Origin of the sequence: Catenuloplanes sp. NPDC051500 (genome assembly GCF_044454585.1) — a bacterium.
Lineage (GTDB): Bacteria > Actinomycetota > Actinomycetes > Mycobacteriales > Micromonosporaceae > Catenuloplanes.
On record NZ_JBITDX010000020.1, the window covers coordinates 99,800 to 114,034 of the forward strand.

At 71.0% G+C, this 14,235-nt stretch carries 14 protein-coding genes; 13 read left to right on the forward strand and 1 reads right to left on the reverse strand.

Features of this window, described 5'->3' with window-relative positions; all coding sequences use genetic code 11:
* Positions 1–606: 606 nt before the first annotated feature.
* From ACIA8K_RS31775 to ACIA8K_RS31800, 6 genes are read left to right on the forward strand one after another with little or no spacing between them, the layout of a single operon-like run.
* Complete coding sequence (locus ACIA8K_RS31775; RefSeq protein ID WP_396065926.1) at positions 607–1,770, forward strand: ATP-binding cassette domain-containing protein; 1,164 nt, start codon at positions 607–609, stop codon at positions 1,768–1,770.
* On the forward strand, positions 1,767–2,486 hold the full coding sequence (locus tag ACIA8K_RS31780) for an ABC transporter ATP-binding protein (protein ID WP_396065928.1): 720 nt from the start codon (positions 1,767–1,769) through the stop codon (positions 2,484–2,486). Before ACIA8K_RS31775 ends, ACIA8K_RS31780 begins: the two co-directional genes overlap by 4 nt.
* Positions 2,486–3,352, forward strand: coding sequence for a branched-chain amino acid ABC transporter permease (locus ACIA8K_RS31785; RefSeq protein ID WP_396065930.1), 867 nt, complete (start codon positions 2,486–2,488; stop codon positions 3,350–3,352). The genes ACIA8K_RS31780 and ACIA8K_RS31785 overlap by 1 nt, the downstream gene beginning before the upstream one ends.
* Positions 3,349–4,320 (forward strand): branched-chain amino acid ABC transporter permease, encoded by a 972-nt coding sequence (locus tag ACIA8K_RS31790; protein ID WP_396065932.1) that lies wholly within the window; start codon positions 3,349–3,351, stop codon positions 4,318–4,320. Before ACIA8K_RS31785 ends, ACIA8K_RS31790 begins: the two co-directional genes overlap by 4 nt.
* Before the next feature lie 30 nt (positions 4,321–4,350).
* A complete protein-coding gene (locus ACIA8K_RS31795; protein WP_396065934.1) occupies positions 4,351–5,610 on the forward strand; it encodes an ABC transporter substrate-binding protein in 1,260 nt (419 codons plus the stop codon).
* Positions 5,611–5,656: 46 nt separating this feature from the next.
* The gene (locus ACIA8K_RS31800; RefSeq protein ID WP_396065936.1) at positions 5,657–6,229 is read left to right on the forward strand and encodes a hypothetical protein; all 573 of its coding nucleotides are present in this window, start codon (positions 5,657–5,659) and stop codon (positions 6,227–6,229) included.
* Position 6,230: 1 nt separating this feature from the next.
* On the opposite strand, the gene ACIA8K_RS31805 is transcribed toward ACIA8K_RS31800, so the two are convergent.
* Positions 6,231–6,686 carry a MaoC family dehydratase gene (locus ACIA8K_RS31805; protein WP_396065938.1) on the reverse strand — a complete coding sequence of 152 codons (456 nt, stop codon included), beginning with the start codon at positions 6,684–6,686 and terminating at the stop codon, positions 6,231–6,233.
* 151 nt (positions 6,687–6,837) lie between these two features.
* Here ACIA8K_RS31805 and ACIA8K_RS31810 point away from each other — a divergent pair, with 151 nt between their 5' ends.
* The 7 genes from ACIA8K_RS31810 to ACIA8K_RS31840 all read left to right on the forward strand — a co-directional run bounded on the left by ACIA8K_RS31810 (position 6,838) and on the right by ACIA8K_RS31840 (position 14,047).
* Positions 6,838–7,599, forward strand: coding sequence for an SDR family oxidoreductase (locus tag ACIA8K_RS31810; protein WP_396065940.1), 762 nt, complete (start codon positions 6,838–6,840; stop codon positions 7,597–7,599).
* The gene (locus tag ACIA8K_RS31815) at positions 7,596–8,582 is read left to right on the forward strand and encodes an NADPH:quinone oxidoreductase family protein (RefSeq protein ID WP_396065942.1); all 987 of its coding nucleotides are present in this window, start codon (positions 7,596–7,598) and stop codon (positions 8,580–8,582) included. Before ACIA8K_RS31810 ends, ACIA8K_RS31815 begins: the two co-directional genes overlap by 4 nt.
* Positions 8,583–8,667: 85 nt before the next feature.
* Positions 8,668–9,450, forward strand: a complete 783-nt coding sequence (locus tag ACIA8K_RS31820) for an SDR family oxidoreductase (protein ID WP_396065944.1) — start codon at positions 8,668–8,670, stop codon at positions 9,448–9,450.
* A gap of 59 nt (positions 9,451–9,509) precedes the next feature.
* The gene (locus ACIA8K_RS31825) at positions 9,510–10,535 is read left to right on the forward strand and encodes a phosphotransferase family protein (protein ID WP_396066042.1); all 1,026 of its coding nucleotides are present in this window, start codon (positions 9,510–9,512) and stop codon (positions 10,533–10,535) included.
* Between the two features lie 2 nt (positions 10,536–10,537).
* Positions 10,538–11,740, forward strand: coding sequence for an acyl-CoA dehydrogenase family protein (locus ACIA8K_RS31830; protein WP_396065946.1), 1,203 nt, complete (start codon positions 10,538–10,540; stop codon positions 11,738–11,740).
* 26 nt (positions 11,741–11,766) lie between these two features.
* Positions 11,767–13,224 carry a class I adenylate-forming enzyme family protein gene (locus ACIA8K_RS31835; protein WP_396065948.1) on the forward strand — a complete coding sequence of 486 codons (1,458 nt, stop codon included), beginning with the start codon at positions 11,767–11,769 and terminating at the stop codon, positions 13,222–13,224.
* 178 nt (positions 13,225–13,402) lie between these two features.
* Positions 13,403–14,047, forward strand: a complete 645-nt coding sequence (locus tag ACIA8K_RS31840) for a TetR/AcrR family transcriptional regulator (protein WP_396065950.1) — start codon at positions 13,403–13,405, stop codon at positions 14,045–14,047.
* Positions 14,048–14,235 lie beyond the last annotated feature (188 nt).

Below are 14,235 nucleotides of genomic sequence, written 5' to 3' on the forward strand. Positions count from 1 at the left end.
TGTGTGTGGCTGCGTTAGCGGTGAGCTGTGCCGGCATGAGGGGACGCGCTGCGAGCCGTCCCGAGTCGCGTAAAGAGGATATGGATCAGCCTCCTAGGCTGCTTTCGGCGGCGGTTCGCTCCAACTCGCCTTCCGCACCACCTTGCCCCGCATCGTCGGTCTGAGCTGGGCCTGTGTGATCAATCAGTGGAGCGAAAAGTAGATCAAATAGCGAAGATGACCTATCTTTTGCTCCACTGATTGATCACACAGGCTCGCAGGTCACCTCGGGAGCGAATAGAGCTAGCCTCCTAGGAAGCCCAAGGCGGTGTGCGCGGGTTGCGGCGGCGCGGAGGGCTGCGGCGGTTCGGAGGGCAGCGGCGCGGGGTGTGGAGGGCTGCGGCATGGGGTGTGAGGGCTGTGGCGCGGCGGTGGGAGGGCTGGTCTTTGTGGCCGGCTGGGGGGAAGGCCGCGGGGTGTCCAGGGTGGAATGTCTGGGCGGGGTGCGGGTGAGATGGGAAGATATCGATGATTCGTCGTTATGTCGTTGGTATTGACGTGGCGTTTCTTGAATATACACTCCCAGTGTAATTACCTGAGACGGGGCGATCGCGCAGCCGCCGGGTGATGGGCGAGGTGACCATGGGCGCACCACTACCGCACGGAGAATCAAACGACAAAGGCCTCACGCTGGACGGGATCGGCGTGCGGTTCGGCGGGCTGACCGCGCTTGACGACGTGTCGCTGCGGGTGCCGCCGGGGCGGATCGTCGGCGTGATCGGGCCGAACGGGGCCGGTAAGACCACGGTCTTCAACGTGGTCTGCGGGTTTGTGGCGCCGCATACCGGCACGATCGCGCTTGACGGCGAGCCACTGCGGCCGAAGCCGCATCGCCTGGTGCGGAGGGGGATCGCCCGGACGTTGCAGGGGGTCGGGCTGTTCGCCGGGCTCACGCTCGCGGAGAACGTGATGGCCGGCGCAACAGTGACCGCCAGGGCGGGGTTTCTCTCCTCGCTGCTCGCGCTGCCGAGGTCCACCCGGGAGGAGACGCGGTTGCGGGACGAGGCGGTCCGGCAGCTGGACGCGCTCGGCATCGGGAAGCATGCGGATGCGCTGCCGGCCACGTTGCCCTACGCGATCCAGAAGAAGGCGGGGCTTGCCCGCGCGCTCGCGGCCGGGCCCCGGCTGCTGCTGCTCGACGAGCCGGCGGGCGGGCTGGGCGCCGAGGAGATCGAGGAGCTGGCGGTGCTGATCCGGGAGCTGCCGGAGACCGCGGGCACGGCGGTGCTGCTTGTCGAGCACCACATGGACCTGGTGATGTCGGTCTGCGACGAGATCGTGGTGCTGGACTTCGGAAAGGTCGTCGCCACCGGCACGCCGGACCAGGTGCGCGGCGACCCCGCGGTCGCAGCCGCCTACCTGGGCACGGACGCGATCACCGACGCCCACCCGGCGGCGGACCCGGGCGTGCCCCGCAGGCCGGCGGCGGACGCCGATGTGGCCGCCCGCCCGGCGGCGGATGCGGATGTGCGCCGCGGCCCGGCGGAAGCCGACGGTACCGGCGGTTCGGCGGCGGACCCGGGCGTGCCCCGCGGCCCGGCGGCGGACGCCGATGTGGCCGCCCACCCGGCGGCCGACGCGGATGTGCGCCGCGGCCCAGAGGAAGCCGACGGTACCGGCGGCCCGGCGGCGGACGCGGATGTGACCGCCCACCCGGCGGCGGACCCGGATGTGACCCGCGGACCGGCGTCGGAGTTGCCGCCGGGCGGGGTGGGGACGGTGGCCCGGTGAGCGTGCCGTTGCTGGCGATCAACAGCATCACCGCGGGGTACGGGGCCGCGCCGGTCCTGCACGAGGTCACGTTCAGCGTGCTGGAGCGGACCATCGTGGCGGTCCTCGGCGCGAACGGCGCCGGCAAGACCACGTTGCTGCGTACCGTTTCCGGCCTGCTCCGGCCGTCCGGTGGCGGGGTGCTGCTTGCGGGTGAGGAGCTCGCGCGGGTTCCGGTCGAGCATCGGGTGCGCCGCGGTATGGCGCACGTTCCGGAGGGGCGGGGCGTGGTCGCGGAGCTGACCGTGGACGAGAATCTGCGGCTGGGCGGCCTGTTCCGCACCGACCGGCGGGACGCGCGGCGCGCGCTGAACGAGGTGTACGAGCTCTTCGCACCGCTGGCAAGACGTCGTGGGCACGCCGGCCACCAGTTGTCCGGCGGTGAGCGGCAGATGCTTGCGATCGGCCGCGCGCTTGTCGGCCGCCCGCGTCTGCTGCTTCTCGACGAGCCGTCGCTCGGGCTCGCGCCCCGGGTCACCGCGCAGCTGATGGGCCTGCTGGCGCGGTTGCGTGACGACACCGGCCTGGCCGTGCTGCTTGTCGAGCAGAACGTGCGCAGTGCGCTCTCGGTCGCGGACCGGGGCGTGGTCATGTCGCTGGGCCGGGTGGTGCGTGAGGCGGAGGCCGCGCTGCTCCGGGACGACGACGCTCTCCGGCACGCCTACCTGGGGTTCTGATGGATCGAATCGCATTCCTCACTGTGGACGGGCTGTCCCGGGGCGCGGTCTACGCCGCGATGGCGCTCGCGCTGGTGCTGATCTGGCGCGGCGCCCGGATCGTCAACTTTGCGCAGGGCGCGATGGCGGTCGCGGCGGCCTATGCCGGGCACAGCGTCACGGCCGCGACCGGCTCGTTCTGGCTCGGGTTCGTGGCCGCGCTGGCCGGTGGGCTGGCGCTGGGCTGGCTGGTGGAGCGGCTGGTCATGCGGCACGTCGGGCATGACCGGCCGCTGAACGCGGTGATTGTGGCGCTCGGCCTGGTGCTGCTGATCACGGCGGTGCTGGGCATCGTGTACGGCAACGAGTTCCGGCCGGCGCCGCCCGCGTTCGACAGGACGGCGGGGTTCGCGGGGCTCTCGCCCTATGACGTCTTCGTCTTCGCGGCGGTCGGGGTCACGGTCGGTGCGCTGGCGTTGTTGTTCACCCGGACGAAGGCGGGGCTGCGGTTGCGGGCGTCCGCGTTCGCGCCTGAGGTGTCCCGGCTGCTGGGCGTGAACGTGAGCGGCATGCTGCTGCTCGGCTGGGTGCTCGCGGCCGGCGTCGGCGCGCTGGCCGGGATGTTGATCATCCCGACCGAGTTCGGCCTGCACCCGAACGCGATGGACCGGTCGTTCGTGGTCGCGTTCACCGCGGCCGTGGTCGGCGGCCTGGATAGCCCGGCCGGCGCGGTGATCGGCGGGCTCGCGGTCGGGCTGGTGCTGTCGTTCGTGGGCGGATATCTGGGCGATCAGGTCACGCCGCTGGCGATCATCGTGTTGTTGCTCGCGGTGCTGCTGATCCGCCCGGACGGTTTGTTCGCGAAGCAGGCGGCGAGGCGGATATGAAGCGATATATCTGGACGATCGTGTCCGCGGTGGCGCTGCTCGGTCTCACCTATCTGCTGCCGAGCTTTCAGAATTATCAACTTGCCACGGTCGCGGCCTACCTGTGCGCGACCGCGGGCCTGACCGTCCTCACCGGACTGTGCGGGCAGCTGTCGCTCGGCCACGGCGCGCTGATGGCGACCGGGGCGTACACCGTGGCGCTCATGCAGGAGGCTTTTGGCAGTCTGCCGTTGTCGCTTGCCGCGGGGGTGTTGACCACCACGCTCGCCGGCGCGGTCATCGGGCTTGCGGCGGCCCGGTTGCGCGGTCCCTACCTGGCCGGGGTCACGCTCGCGGTCGCGGTGGTGGTGCCCGGCATCGCCACCATGTTCCACGACGTGCTCGGTGGCGATCAGGGGCTCACGTTCTATCTGGCGCCGCCGCCGTTCGGCTACGACTTCCCGTTCGAGCGCTGGCAGGCGTGGATCGCGCTGGCCGCGGCGCTTCTCACCATGCTGCTGCTCGGGAACCTGGCCGCCAGCCGGTACGGCCGGGCGTTCCGCGCGGTCCGCGACGACGAGATCGCGGCCCAGCTCTCCGGTCTCCACGTGGCCCGCACCCAGATCCTGGCGTTCGTGGTCAGCGCGGCCGGGGCCGGACTCGGTGGTGGCGTGCTCGCGGTGCTCGCGTTGAGCGTGTCGCCGGGCGCGTTCTCGCTGACGCTGTCGCTGTTCCTGGTGATGGCGATCGTGGTCGGCGGGCTCGGCAGCCTGGCCGGCGCGGTCTGGGGCGCGATCCTGCTTGTCGCGCTTCCGGACCTGACCGCCCGGATCACCGAGGTGGTGCCGCTGTCGCCCGGTCTGGCGCAGCGGCTTGAGGGAAATCTGCCGCTCGCGATCTTCGGCATCACGCTCATCGTGGTGATGATCGCGGCACCGGGCGGCATTCAAGGATTGGCACGACGGGTGGCGCCGCGGCGTACCCGCTGATGATTCTCTTCTCTTGAATCGAGGTCGATAATGCGCAAAGCCGTGCTGTCGCTCGCCCTGCTCCTGGTCGTCGCCGGTTGCTCCTCCGGGTCCGATTCGGGTTCCGGCGCCTCGGTGCCCGGGGTGTCCGACTCCGAGATCGTCGTCGGCACCCACATGCCGCTCACCGGACCGGCCTCGGCCGGGTACTCGCAGATCGCGCCCGCCACCAAGGCCTACTTCGACTATGTCAACGCGGCCGGTGGGGTGAACGGGCGAAAGATCACGCTCAAGGTCAAGGACGACGGCTACAACCCCGCCAACACCCAGCAGGTGGTACGTGAGCTGGTGTTGCAGGACAAGGTCTTCGCGATCCTGAACGGGCTCGGCACGCCCACCCACACCGGCGTGCTCGACTTCCTCAACAGCCAGCGTGTCCCGGACCTGTTCGTGGCGTCCGGCAGCCGCAGCTGGGACCAGCCGGCGAAGTATCCGGGCACGTTCGGCTTCAACCCGGACTACACGGTCGAGGGGAAGATCCTGGCTACCTACGCGCAGAAGAACTTCGCGGGTAAGAAGCTCTGCTTCCTCGGGCAGGACGACGACTTCGGCCGGGACAGCCTGCTCGGCGTGACCGGCGTGGTCGGGGATGCCGGCGTGACGGTCAAACAGACCTACACGACGAGTGTCACAAACGTGGGCCCGCAGGTGGACGCGTTCAAGGCCGGCGGCTGCGAGGTCGTGGTGCTGGCCACCGTGCCGGGCTTCACGGCGCTGACCATCGGCGCGGCCGCGCGGCAGGGCTTCCGGCCGCAGTGGCTGGTCTCGAACGTCGGCGGCGACTACAACACGCTCGCCAAGTCGCTCGGCGATGCGAAGCCGCTGCTGGAGGGCCTGGTCGGGGCGAATTACCTGCCCGCCGCGTCGGCCGCGTCCGACCCGTGGGTGCAGCTGTTCCAGAAGATCAATACGCAGTACAACGCGGGCGCGCCGTTCGACGGGAACACGATCTACGGCATGTCGGTCGGGTACCTGTTCGTGCAGGTGCTGCAGGCGGCAGGGAAGGACCTGACGCGTGAGTCGCTGCTGGACGCGGTGCAGAAGGGCGGATTCACCGGACCGGGGCTCGCCCCGCTGCGCTTCTCCAAGGACGACCACTCCGGGTACGGCGGGCTGCGGATGACCAGGGTGACCGGCACGACGCAGGACTACTTCGGCCCGGCCTACGAGACGGACTCGGAGAGCGGCCCGGTCACCGAGTATCAGGTCGCCCCGCCGGCCCCACCGGCGAACGGGATTCCCGCGGCTTGACGTTCCGGCCTCGGCACGGTGTGTCCGCCGTTAGAATCTGCAGGTCATGGCGCGTTTCCTCTGGTGTGTGGCGCTGACTCTGCTGATCCTGACGGCGGCCTCGCCGGCCGGGGCCGCCCCGCCCAACTCGTTCGGCGGGGCCGGCACCTACCGGGTGGGCCGCGACTTCCAGCCCGGCGTCTACCGCGCGACCGGCGCGACCGCCTGCTACTGGCACCGGGCGCGGAACGCGAGCGGCCGGCCGGCAAGCATCCTCGCGAACGACATCGGCAGCGGGCAGCGCATCGTCTACATCCGCCCGTCCGACCGGGTGTTCCGGACCAGCGGGTGCAGCCGGTGGCGGCGCATCTTCGACTCGGGGCTGCAGAGGGTCTCCACCCGCACCACGCTGCCCGGCGACGGCGTCTACCTGGTCGGGGCGGATTTCGTGCCCGGCACCTACCGCACCGTCGGCAACACGTCGGCCTGTTACTGGCAGCGGTCCAGCTCGGCCGACGGCGCCATCGACACGATCATCACCAACGGCATCGCCAAGGGCGCGCCGACAGTCACTGTCGACGCGTCCGACGCGATCTTCAGTACCAGCCGCTGCAACCCGTGGGTCCGCGTCGGGCCGTGAGTCAGGGGTACACCCTGGACAGCGTCTGGGCGACGCAGACAGGCTTCTCGCCGCCCTCGCGTTCGAGCGTGACCTCGGCCGCGATCTGGAGCGCGTCGCCGGCGGCCGGGGTGACGGAGAGCAGCAGCACGCCGGCCCGGACGCGGGAGCCGGACACCAGCGGCGCGGGGAAGCGGACGCGGTCGAGGCCGTAGTTGATGCCCATCCGTACCCCCTCGATCCTGTAGACCTGCCAGGAGAGCGCGGGGATCAGCGAAAGCGTCAGGAAACCGTGCGCGATCGTGGCGCCGAACGGGCCGGCGGCCGCGCGCGCCGGGTCCACGTGGATCCACTGGTCGTCGCCGGTCGCGGTGGCGAACGCGTCGATCCGGGCCTGATCGACTGTGGTCCAGTCGCTGTAGCCGAGATGTTCGCCGGCGGCGGCCGCCAGCTTCGCCGGGTCATCGAAGACTCTCATTGCGCGGGTACCTCCGAGGGGCGTCGTGATGGGGCAGAATCCATCCTAAGGACGGTTAAGTTTATGCACTAGAAATGTATAAAGCCATCGCCTAATATCTGCATCGGCGGTGCACAAATCTGGAGGCGTGGTGCACAAATCTGGAGGCGCAGTGACCGGAGACAAGCGAAGCCTCAGTGGACGGACGGCGGTCGTGACCGGTGCGTCCCGCGGCATCGGGCTCGGCATCGCCCGCCGCCTGATCGACCAGGGCGCGAACGTGGTGATCACCGCCCGCAAGGCGGAGACGCTGCGGGAGGCGGTGGAGGAGCTCGGCCCGCAGGCACGCGGCGTGGCCGGCAAGGCGGACGACGACGAGCACCGCGCCGAGACGATCGCCGCGGCCGTGGCGGCGTTCGGCGGCGTCGACATCCTGGTCAACAACGCGGGCATCAACCCGGTCGCCGGGCCGCTCGCCGACCTGGACCTGGGCGCGGCCCGCAAGATCCTGGAGGTCAACCTGCTGGGCGCGCTCGGCTGGACCCAGCGCGCGATCAAGGACGGCGGCCTGACCACCGGCTCAGTGATCAACATTTGCTCGGTCGCGGGCGTCACGCCGTCGCCGGGCATCGCGTTCTACGGCGTCAGCAAGGCCGCGCTCAGCCACCTCACCGCGTGCCTCGCGGTCGAGCTGGGGCCGGGCATCCGGGTGAACGCGGTCGCCCCCGCGGTGGTCAAGACGCGCTTCGCCACGCCGCTCTACCAGGGGCGCGAGGAGGCGGTCGCGGCGTCGTACCCGCTGAAGAGACTTGGTGTGCCGGAGGACGTGGCCGGCGCGGTCGCGTTCCTCGCCTCCGACGACGCCGCCTGGCTGACCGGCCAGACGCTTGTGCTCGACGGCGGCCTGTCGCTGATGGGCGGGAGCGTCGCATGAGGGCCTGGCAGGTGCACCGGACGGGCGCGCCGGAGACGGCGCTGCAACTCGGCACAGACCTGGAAAAGCCGATCCCCCACGACCATCAAACCCTGCTGAGGGTACGCGCGTGCGCGCTCAACTTCCCGGACGCGCTGCTCGTCCAGGGTCTCTACCAGGAGCGTCCGCCGCTGCCGTTCACGCCCGGCATCGAGCTGTGCGGCGAGGTCGTGGACCCCGGCACCACCGGCCTGCGCGCCGGGGACCGGGTGATCGGCGGCGCCGCGCTCCCACACGGCGCGCTCGCCGACTACGCACTCGCGGACGCCCGCTTCCTCTACCCGGCCCCACCGGAACTTGACGACACCAAGGCCGCCGCGTTCTTCGTCGGCTACCAGACCGGCTGGGTCGGCCTGCACACCCGCGCCCACCTGCGACCCGGCGAGACGCTGCTCGTGCACGCGGCGGCCGGCGGCGTCGGCTCGGCCGCGATCCAGCTCGGCAAGGCCGCGGGCGCCCGCGTGGTCGGCGTGGCCGGCGGTGCGGAGAAGGCCCGCATCGCGCGTGAGCTGGGCGCGGACGAGGTGGTGGACCGGGTCGCGGCCGGGGACGACCTGGTCGGCGCGCTCAAGGAGGCGTGCGGCCCGGGCGGCGCTGACGTGATCTACGACCCGGTCGGCGGCAGCGCGTTCGCGGCGTCCACGAAGGTCGTCGCGTTCGAGGGGCGGATCGTGATCGTCGGTTTCGCGTCCGGCGACATCCCGAAGGCGGCCACGAACCACGCGCTCGTGAAGAACTACAGCGTGGTCGGCCTGCACTGGGGGCTCTACCGCAGCCGCCGCCCCGCGGTGGTGCACGAGGCCGCTGCCGCGCTCGCGGAGCTTGCCGCGAAGGGCGCGATCGACCCCTACGTCTCGCGGGTGCTGCCGCTGGACCGGGCGGTGGAAGGGCTGACCGCGCTTGCGGCAGGCGACACGACCGGACGGGTGGTGATCGTGCCGTGAGCGGTTTCGAATCGACAGCTCGGCCGATCCACCGGCGTGCGAACGCCCCCGAGCGCCAGGGTCGCAGCAGGGTGGGGAGGCCGGCATGACCGCGATGGAGTTGACCGGCGCCGTGGTCGTGGTGACCGGCGGGGGCTCCGGGATCGGGGCGGCCATGGCCCGCCGGTTCGCGGCCGGCGGCGCCGTGGTCGTGGTCAACGACCTGGACCCGGTCGCGGCGCACCACGTCGCGCACGAGGTGGGCGGCCGCGCGTTCGCCGGGGACGCCGCAGATCCGGAGTTCGTGGAGCGGCTTGTGGCGTTCGCCTGGGCGTCGCTCGGCGGGCTGGACCTGTTCTGTGCGAACGCGGGTGTGCCCACGACCGGCACCGAGGCCGCGCCGGCCGAGGACTGGGACCTGGCCTGGCGGGTGAACGTGCTGGCCCACGTGCACGCGGCCAAGGCGGCGCTGCCGCGCTGGCTGGAACGGGGGAGCGGGCGGTTCCTGGTGACCGCGTCCGCGGCCGGGCTGCTCACCATGCTCGGCTCCGCGCCGTACTCGGTGACGAAGCATGCGGCGGTCGGGTTCGCGGAGTGGATGCGCGCCACCTACGCACACCGCGGCATAGTGGTCCAGGCGCTCTGCCCGCAGGGGGTGCGCACGCCGATGCTTGCCGGCACCGGGCCGGTCGGCGACCTGCTCCTCGGTCCCGGCGCGATAGGCGCGGACGAGGTCGCGGAACGGGTGTGTGAGGCGCTCACCGACGACCGCTTCCTGATCCTGCCGCACCCGGAGGTCGCGGAGTTCTACGCCCGCCGCGCGGCCGAGCCGGAACGCTGGCTGGGCTCGATGAACCGGCTGCAGCAGAAGGCGGAGGCGGCCTCGTGAGCGCTGCCGAAACGGCGCCGCGGCCAGCCGGCGGGGCGGGAGCACGCGGCGGCGACACCGTGCCGAGTCCGCCGGGCCTCGATCTGGAGGCGCTTCGCACACACCTCGACGCGGCGCTGCCGGGGCTGGTCACCGGGCCGCTGGACGGGGCGGTGATCGCGGGTGGGCGGTCCAACCTGACCTACACGGTCACCGACGGCGCGACCACCTGGGTGGTACGGCGGCCGCCGCTCGGGCACGTGCTTGCCACCGCGCACGACATGGGCCGCGAGCACCGGGTGATGGCGGCGCTGCGGGGGACGGCCGTGCCCGTACCCGCGATGCTTCACTTCTGTGCCGATCCGGACGTGATCGGTGCGCCGTTCTACCTGATGGAGCACGTCGAGGGCGCGGTGCTGCGGGACCCGGCGTCACTTGCCGCGCTCGGGCCGGACCGGGTCCGGGCGCTGACGTTCCGCCTGGCCGACACGCTCGCGGACCTGCACGCCATCGACCCGGAGCAGGCCGGGCTGGCCGACTTCGGGCGGCCGGACGGGTTCAACGCGCGGCAGGTGTCCCGGTGGAAACGGCAGCTCGACGGCTCGCGCAGCCGCGACCTGCCGGGCATCGACGCGCTGCACGAGCGACTGGCCGCGGCCGCACCCGGGCTGTCCGCCGCGACAGTCGTGCACGGCGACTTCCGGCTTGACAACACGGTCGTGGATACCGGCCGGGGTGACCGGATCGCTGCGGTGCTCGACTGGGAGATGTCCACGCTCGGCGACCCGCTCGCGGACGTCGGCCTGTTCGCGGTCTACCTGGCCACGCCGATGCCGGCCGCGCACGGCGCGCTCGACGTGATCACCACGGTGCCCGGCCACCCCGCTGTGGACGAAGTGATCCACAGATATGCCGAAAAATCCGGGCGGGACGTTGGGAATCTGCGCTGGTACACGGCGATGTCCGCGTTCAAGCTCGCCGTGATCCTCGAGGGCGTCCACTTCCGCTACACCCAGGGCAAGACGGTCGGGGCGGGCTTCGACACGATCGGCGCGCGCGTCCTGCCGCTTGTCGACGCCGGGCTCGCCGCGCTGGAGAAGGGCTGACCATGGACTTCGCGTACGACGAGACGACCCGGGACTACCAGGCCCGGCTGACGGACTTCCTGGACTCGCACGTCTACCCGGCCGAGGCCTCGCTCGCGCACCACGAGCCCGGGAACTGGGGGCCGCCGGCGGTGCTCGCCGGGTTGCAGGCCGAGGCCCGGGCGCGCGGGCTGTGGAACCTGTTCCTCCCCGGGGAACGCGGCGCCGGCCTGACGAACCTGCAGTACGCACCGCTGGCCGAGCTGACCGGGCGAAGTCCCGCGCTCGCGCCGGCCGCGCTGAACTGCGCCGCCCCGGACACCGGAAACATGGAGCTGCTCGCCGAGTTCGGCACCGCGGCGCAGCAGAAGGAGTGGCTGGAACCGCTGCTCGACGGCCGGATCAGGTCCGCGTTCGCGATGACCGAGCCGGACGTGGCCTCGTCGGACGCCACGAACATCACCACGAGCATCGTGCGCGACGGCGACGACTACGTGATCAACGGGCGGAAGTGGTTCATCACCGGCGCGATGAACCCGGCCTGCGCGATCCTGATCGTGATGGGCAAGACCGACCCCGCAGCGGAACGGCACCGCCAGCAGAGCCAGATCCTGGTGCCCCGCGACACGCCCGGCGTGACGATCGTGCGCGGCATGCGGACGTTCGGCTACGACGACGCGGACCACGGTGGGCACGCGGAGATCAATTTCGACGGGGTACGCGTACCCGCGGAGAATCTGATCGGCGCCGAAGGCGATGGTTTCGCTATCTCGCAGGCGCGCCTCGGCCCGGGGCGGATCCACCACTGCATGCGGCTGATCGGGATGGCCGAGCGGGCGATCGAGCTGATGTGCCGCAGGGTCACGTCCCGCGTCGCGTTCGGCAGGCCGCTCGCGGACCAGGGCGTCGTCCAGGACTGGATCGCGGAGTCGCGGATCCGGATCGAGCAACTGCGCCTGCTGGTGCTGAAGACCGCCTGGCTGATGGACACGGTCGGCAACCGCGGCGCGCACACCGAGATCCAGGCCATCAAGATCGCCGTACCGTCCACCGTGGAGTGGATTCTGGACAAGGCGGTGCAGGCGCACGGCGCGGGCGGCGTCAGCCAGGACACGCCACTGGCCCAGCTGTGGGTAGGTGCGCGGTCCCTGCGCCTCGCCGACGGCCCCGACGAGGTCCATCGCCGCGGCCTGGCCCGCCGAGAACTGGCCCGTTGGTCACAGTGAGTGCGGTCACGAACCAAGGAGACAGGATGAACCTCGCGCGCCTCTTCGAGAACGCCCGTGAGAAGCACGGGGATTACCCGGCCGTCTGTGCGGAGGGCGTCTGGCACTCGTCCGGGGAGCTGTTCGACCGGGCCGTGCGGTTCAGCGCCGGGCTGCGGTCGATAGGCGTCAAGCCCGGCGACCGAGTCGTGGTCTTCATGGCGAACTGTCCCGAGGTCGTGATCAGCTATCACGCGATCTGGCGCGCCGGGGCGGTGGTGACGCCTATCGTCTTCCTGGTCACGCCGGCCGAGCTGCGCCACATGATCGACGACTCCGGTGCGGTCGCCGTGCTCACCACGGCCGAGCTGGTGCCGAAGGTGCAGGCCGCGGTGGCCGGGCTGAACATCCCGGTGATCGTGGACTTCGCGCCGCTGGAGATCGAGCCCGGCACGCTCGTCGACCGTGGTGAGGACGCGCTGGCCGCGTTGCTCTACACCGGCGGGACGACCGGGCGCAGCAAGGGCGTGGCGCTCACCCACGCGAACATCGACGCGGCGTCGAGCGCGTCCCGGCAGGTCAGCTTCGTGCCGGGCATCTCGCGGTCGGTCACCGCGCTGCCGCTGTCCCACTCCTACGGGATGCTTGTGACGGTCGGGACGCAGCAGATCCCGGAGCCGGAATCGACCGCGCTGCTGCGCTTCTTCGACGCGCCGACCTGGTTGCGGCTGGCGGAGGAGCATCGGGTGCAGCAGGCGGCGGTCGTACCCTCGATGCTCTCGATGTTGTTGGCCCAGCCGCTTGAGGACTTCGACCTGTCGTCACTGCGGAACGTGTTCTCCGGTGCGGCCGCGCTGCCGCGTGCGGTGGCGGAGGAGTTCCAGCGGCGGGTGCCGTCGGTGCAGATCCTGGAGGGGTACGGCTGCACCGAGACGGCCGGGATCCTGACGTCGACGCCGCCGGGGAAGAGCCGTCCCGGGACTGTGGGGCGGCCGGTGCCGGGCGTGTCGCTGCGGTTGGTCGGCTTCGACGACGAGCCGGTGGCCGTGGGGGAGGCCGGGGAGGTGGTCGCGTCCGGGCCGAACGTCATGTCCGCCTACTGGGACGGGACGCGTGACTTCACCGCCGACGGGTGGATGCGCACCGGCGATATCGGCATTTTTGATGATGAGGGCTATTTGTCCATCGTCGACCGGAAGAAGGATGTGATCATCCGGGGCGGGTACAACGTCTATCCGCGCGACGTGGAGGAGGCGCTGATCCGGCATCCGGCGGTGACCGGGTGCGCCGTGGTCGGGCGGCCGGACAACCGGCTCGGCGAGGAGGTCGTCGCGATGGTCACGGTCAATGCGCCAGACTGCACCTCGGAGGAGCTGATCGCCTACACGAAGACGGTGCTGTCCGCGAACAAGTACCCGAGAGAGATACGTATCGTCGAGGCGATCCCGCTGACCTCGGTCGGTAAGGTGGACCGCAAGCGCCTGCGGGCGAAACTCGCCTCCTGACGCTGTTCCGTTGACGGTGCGTGACTGCGGTGGTGCGTGACTGTGGTGGTGCGTGACTGTGGTGGTGCGTGACTGTGGTGGTGCGTGACTGTGGTGGTGCGTGACTGTGATGGCGCCGGGATCCGTTCCGGCAACGACACCCGGTGCCCGGCGCCGGCGACATGGGGCGGTAAAGGACATGGCTGAGGCACGCACCGCCATAGCCAATGGCGGGAATGCCACCCCGGGCAGAGTCGACGGCCGTACCGCCCGTGCCGAACGCACCCGCCGCGCCATCGTCGTCGCGCACTACTCGCTGATCTCCGAGGGCGACCTCAAACCCACAGGCGAACGCATCGCGGAACGGGCCGGCGTCTCCCTCCGCGCGCTGTGGACCAACTTCAAGGACCTGGAGACGCTGTTCGCCGCCACCGACCAGCTGCTCGTCGCCCGGCAGGAAGCGGCCTGGACCGAGATCGACCCGGCGCTGCCGTTCACCACCCGGGTCGACGAGTTCTGCCGCCAGCGCGCCCGCATGCTCGAGATCGTCGCGCCGCTCGCCCGCGCCGCGACGATCAAGCAGCCGTTCTCCGCCCAACTCCAGGACAACCGGCGCCGCCACATCGCCCGCGTCCGCACCGAGATCGAGGCCCTCTTCGCCCACGAACTGCTCGCCGCCGGGCCGGGCCGGGGCCAGCTCCTCGACGCACTGAGCATCTCCACCACCTGGGCCGGCTGGTCACTCCTCCGCGACGAACTGTCCCTCAGCATCGACGACGCCCGCGCCGCCATGTCGCGCACGGTGACCGCCCTGCTGGTCACGGCGATGGCGTCATCGTTCTAGAACGCAGCCCTTCCAGAGCGCGGACTTTGTAGAGCGTCGTCGTTCCAGAGCGCAGGTCAAGGGCCGGATCTACCCGCTTCCGCCGGGCTTGCGACCGTTCGCTCCCGCGGGCACCGGTCGTCGCCGAGGGCTCCTCTCTGCGCGATCCGCGGTCGCACGATCACACCCATCACCCCGTCGGGTGACAT

What these genes read in the sequence shown, in the direction of transcription:
- ACIA8K_RS31775 (WP_396065926.1), top strand. Translation starts at nt 607, where the DNA reads ATGGGCGAGGTGACCATGGGCGCACCACTACCGCACGGAGAATCAAAC.
- ACIA8K_RS31785 (WP_396065930.1), top strand. Translation starts at nt 2,486, where the DNA reads ATGGATCGAATCGCATTCCTCACTGTGGACGGGCTGTCCCGGGGCGCG.
- ACIA8K_RS31790 (WP_396065932.1), top strand. Translation starts at nt 3,349, where the DNA reads ATGAAGCGATATATCTGGACGATCGTGTCCGCGGTGGCGCTGCTCGGT.
- ACIA8K_RS31795 (WP_396065934.1), top strand. Translation starts at nt 4,351, where the DNA reads ATGCGCAAAGCCGTGCTGTCGCTCGCCCTGCTCCTGGTCGTCGCCGGT.
- ACIA8K_RS31800 (WP_396065936.1), top strand. Translation starts at nt 5,657, where the DNA reads ATGGCGCGTTTCCTCTGGTGTGTGGCGCTGACTCTGCTGATCCTGACG.
- ACIA8K_RS31805 (WP_396065938.1), bottom strand. Translation starts at nt 6,686, where the DNA reads ATGAGAGTCTTCGATGACCCGGCGAAGCTGGCGGCCGCCGCCGGCGAA.
- ACIA8K_RS31815 (WP_396065942.1), top strand. Translation starts at nt 7,596, where the DNA reads ATGAGGGCCTGGCAGGTGCACCGGACGGGCGCGCCGGAGACGGCGCTG.
- ACIA8K_RS31820 (WP_396065944.1), top strand. Translation starts at nt 8,668, where the DNA reads ATGACCGCGATGGAGTTGACCGGCGCCGTGGTCGTGGTGACCGGCGGG.
- ACIA8K_RS31830 (WP_396065946.1), top strand. Translation starts at nt 10,538, where the DNA reads ATGGACTTCGCGTACGACGAGACGACCCGGGACTACCAGGCCCGGCTG.
- ACIA8K_RS31835 (WP_396065948.1), top strand. Translation starts at nt 11,767, where the DNA reads ATGAACCTCGCGCGCCTCTTCGAGAACGCCCGTGAGAAGCACGGGGAT.
- ACIA8K_RS31840 (WP_396065950.1), top strand. Translation starts at nt 13,403, where the DNA reads ATGGCTGAGGCACGCACCGCCATAGCCAATGGCGGGAATGCCACCCCG.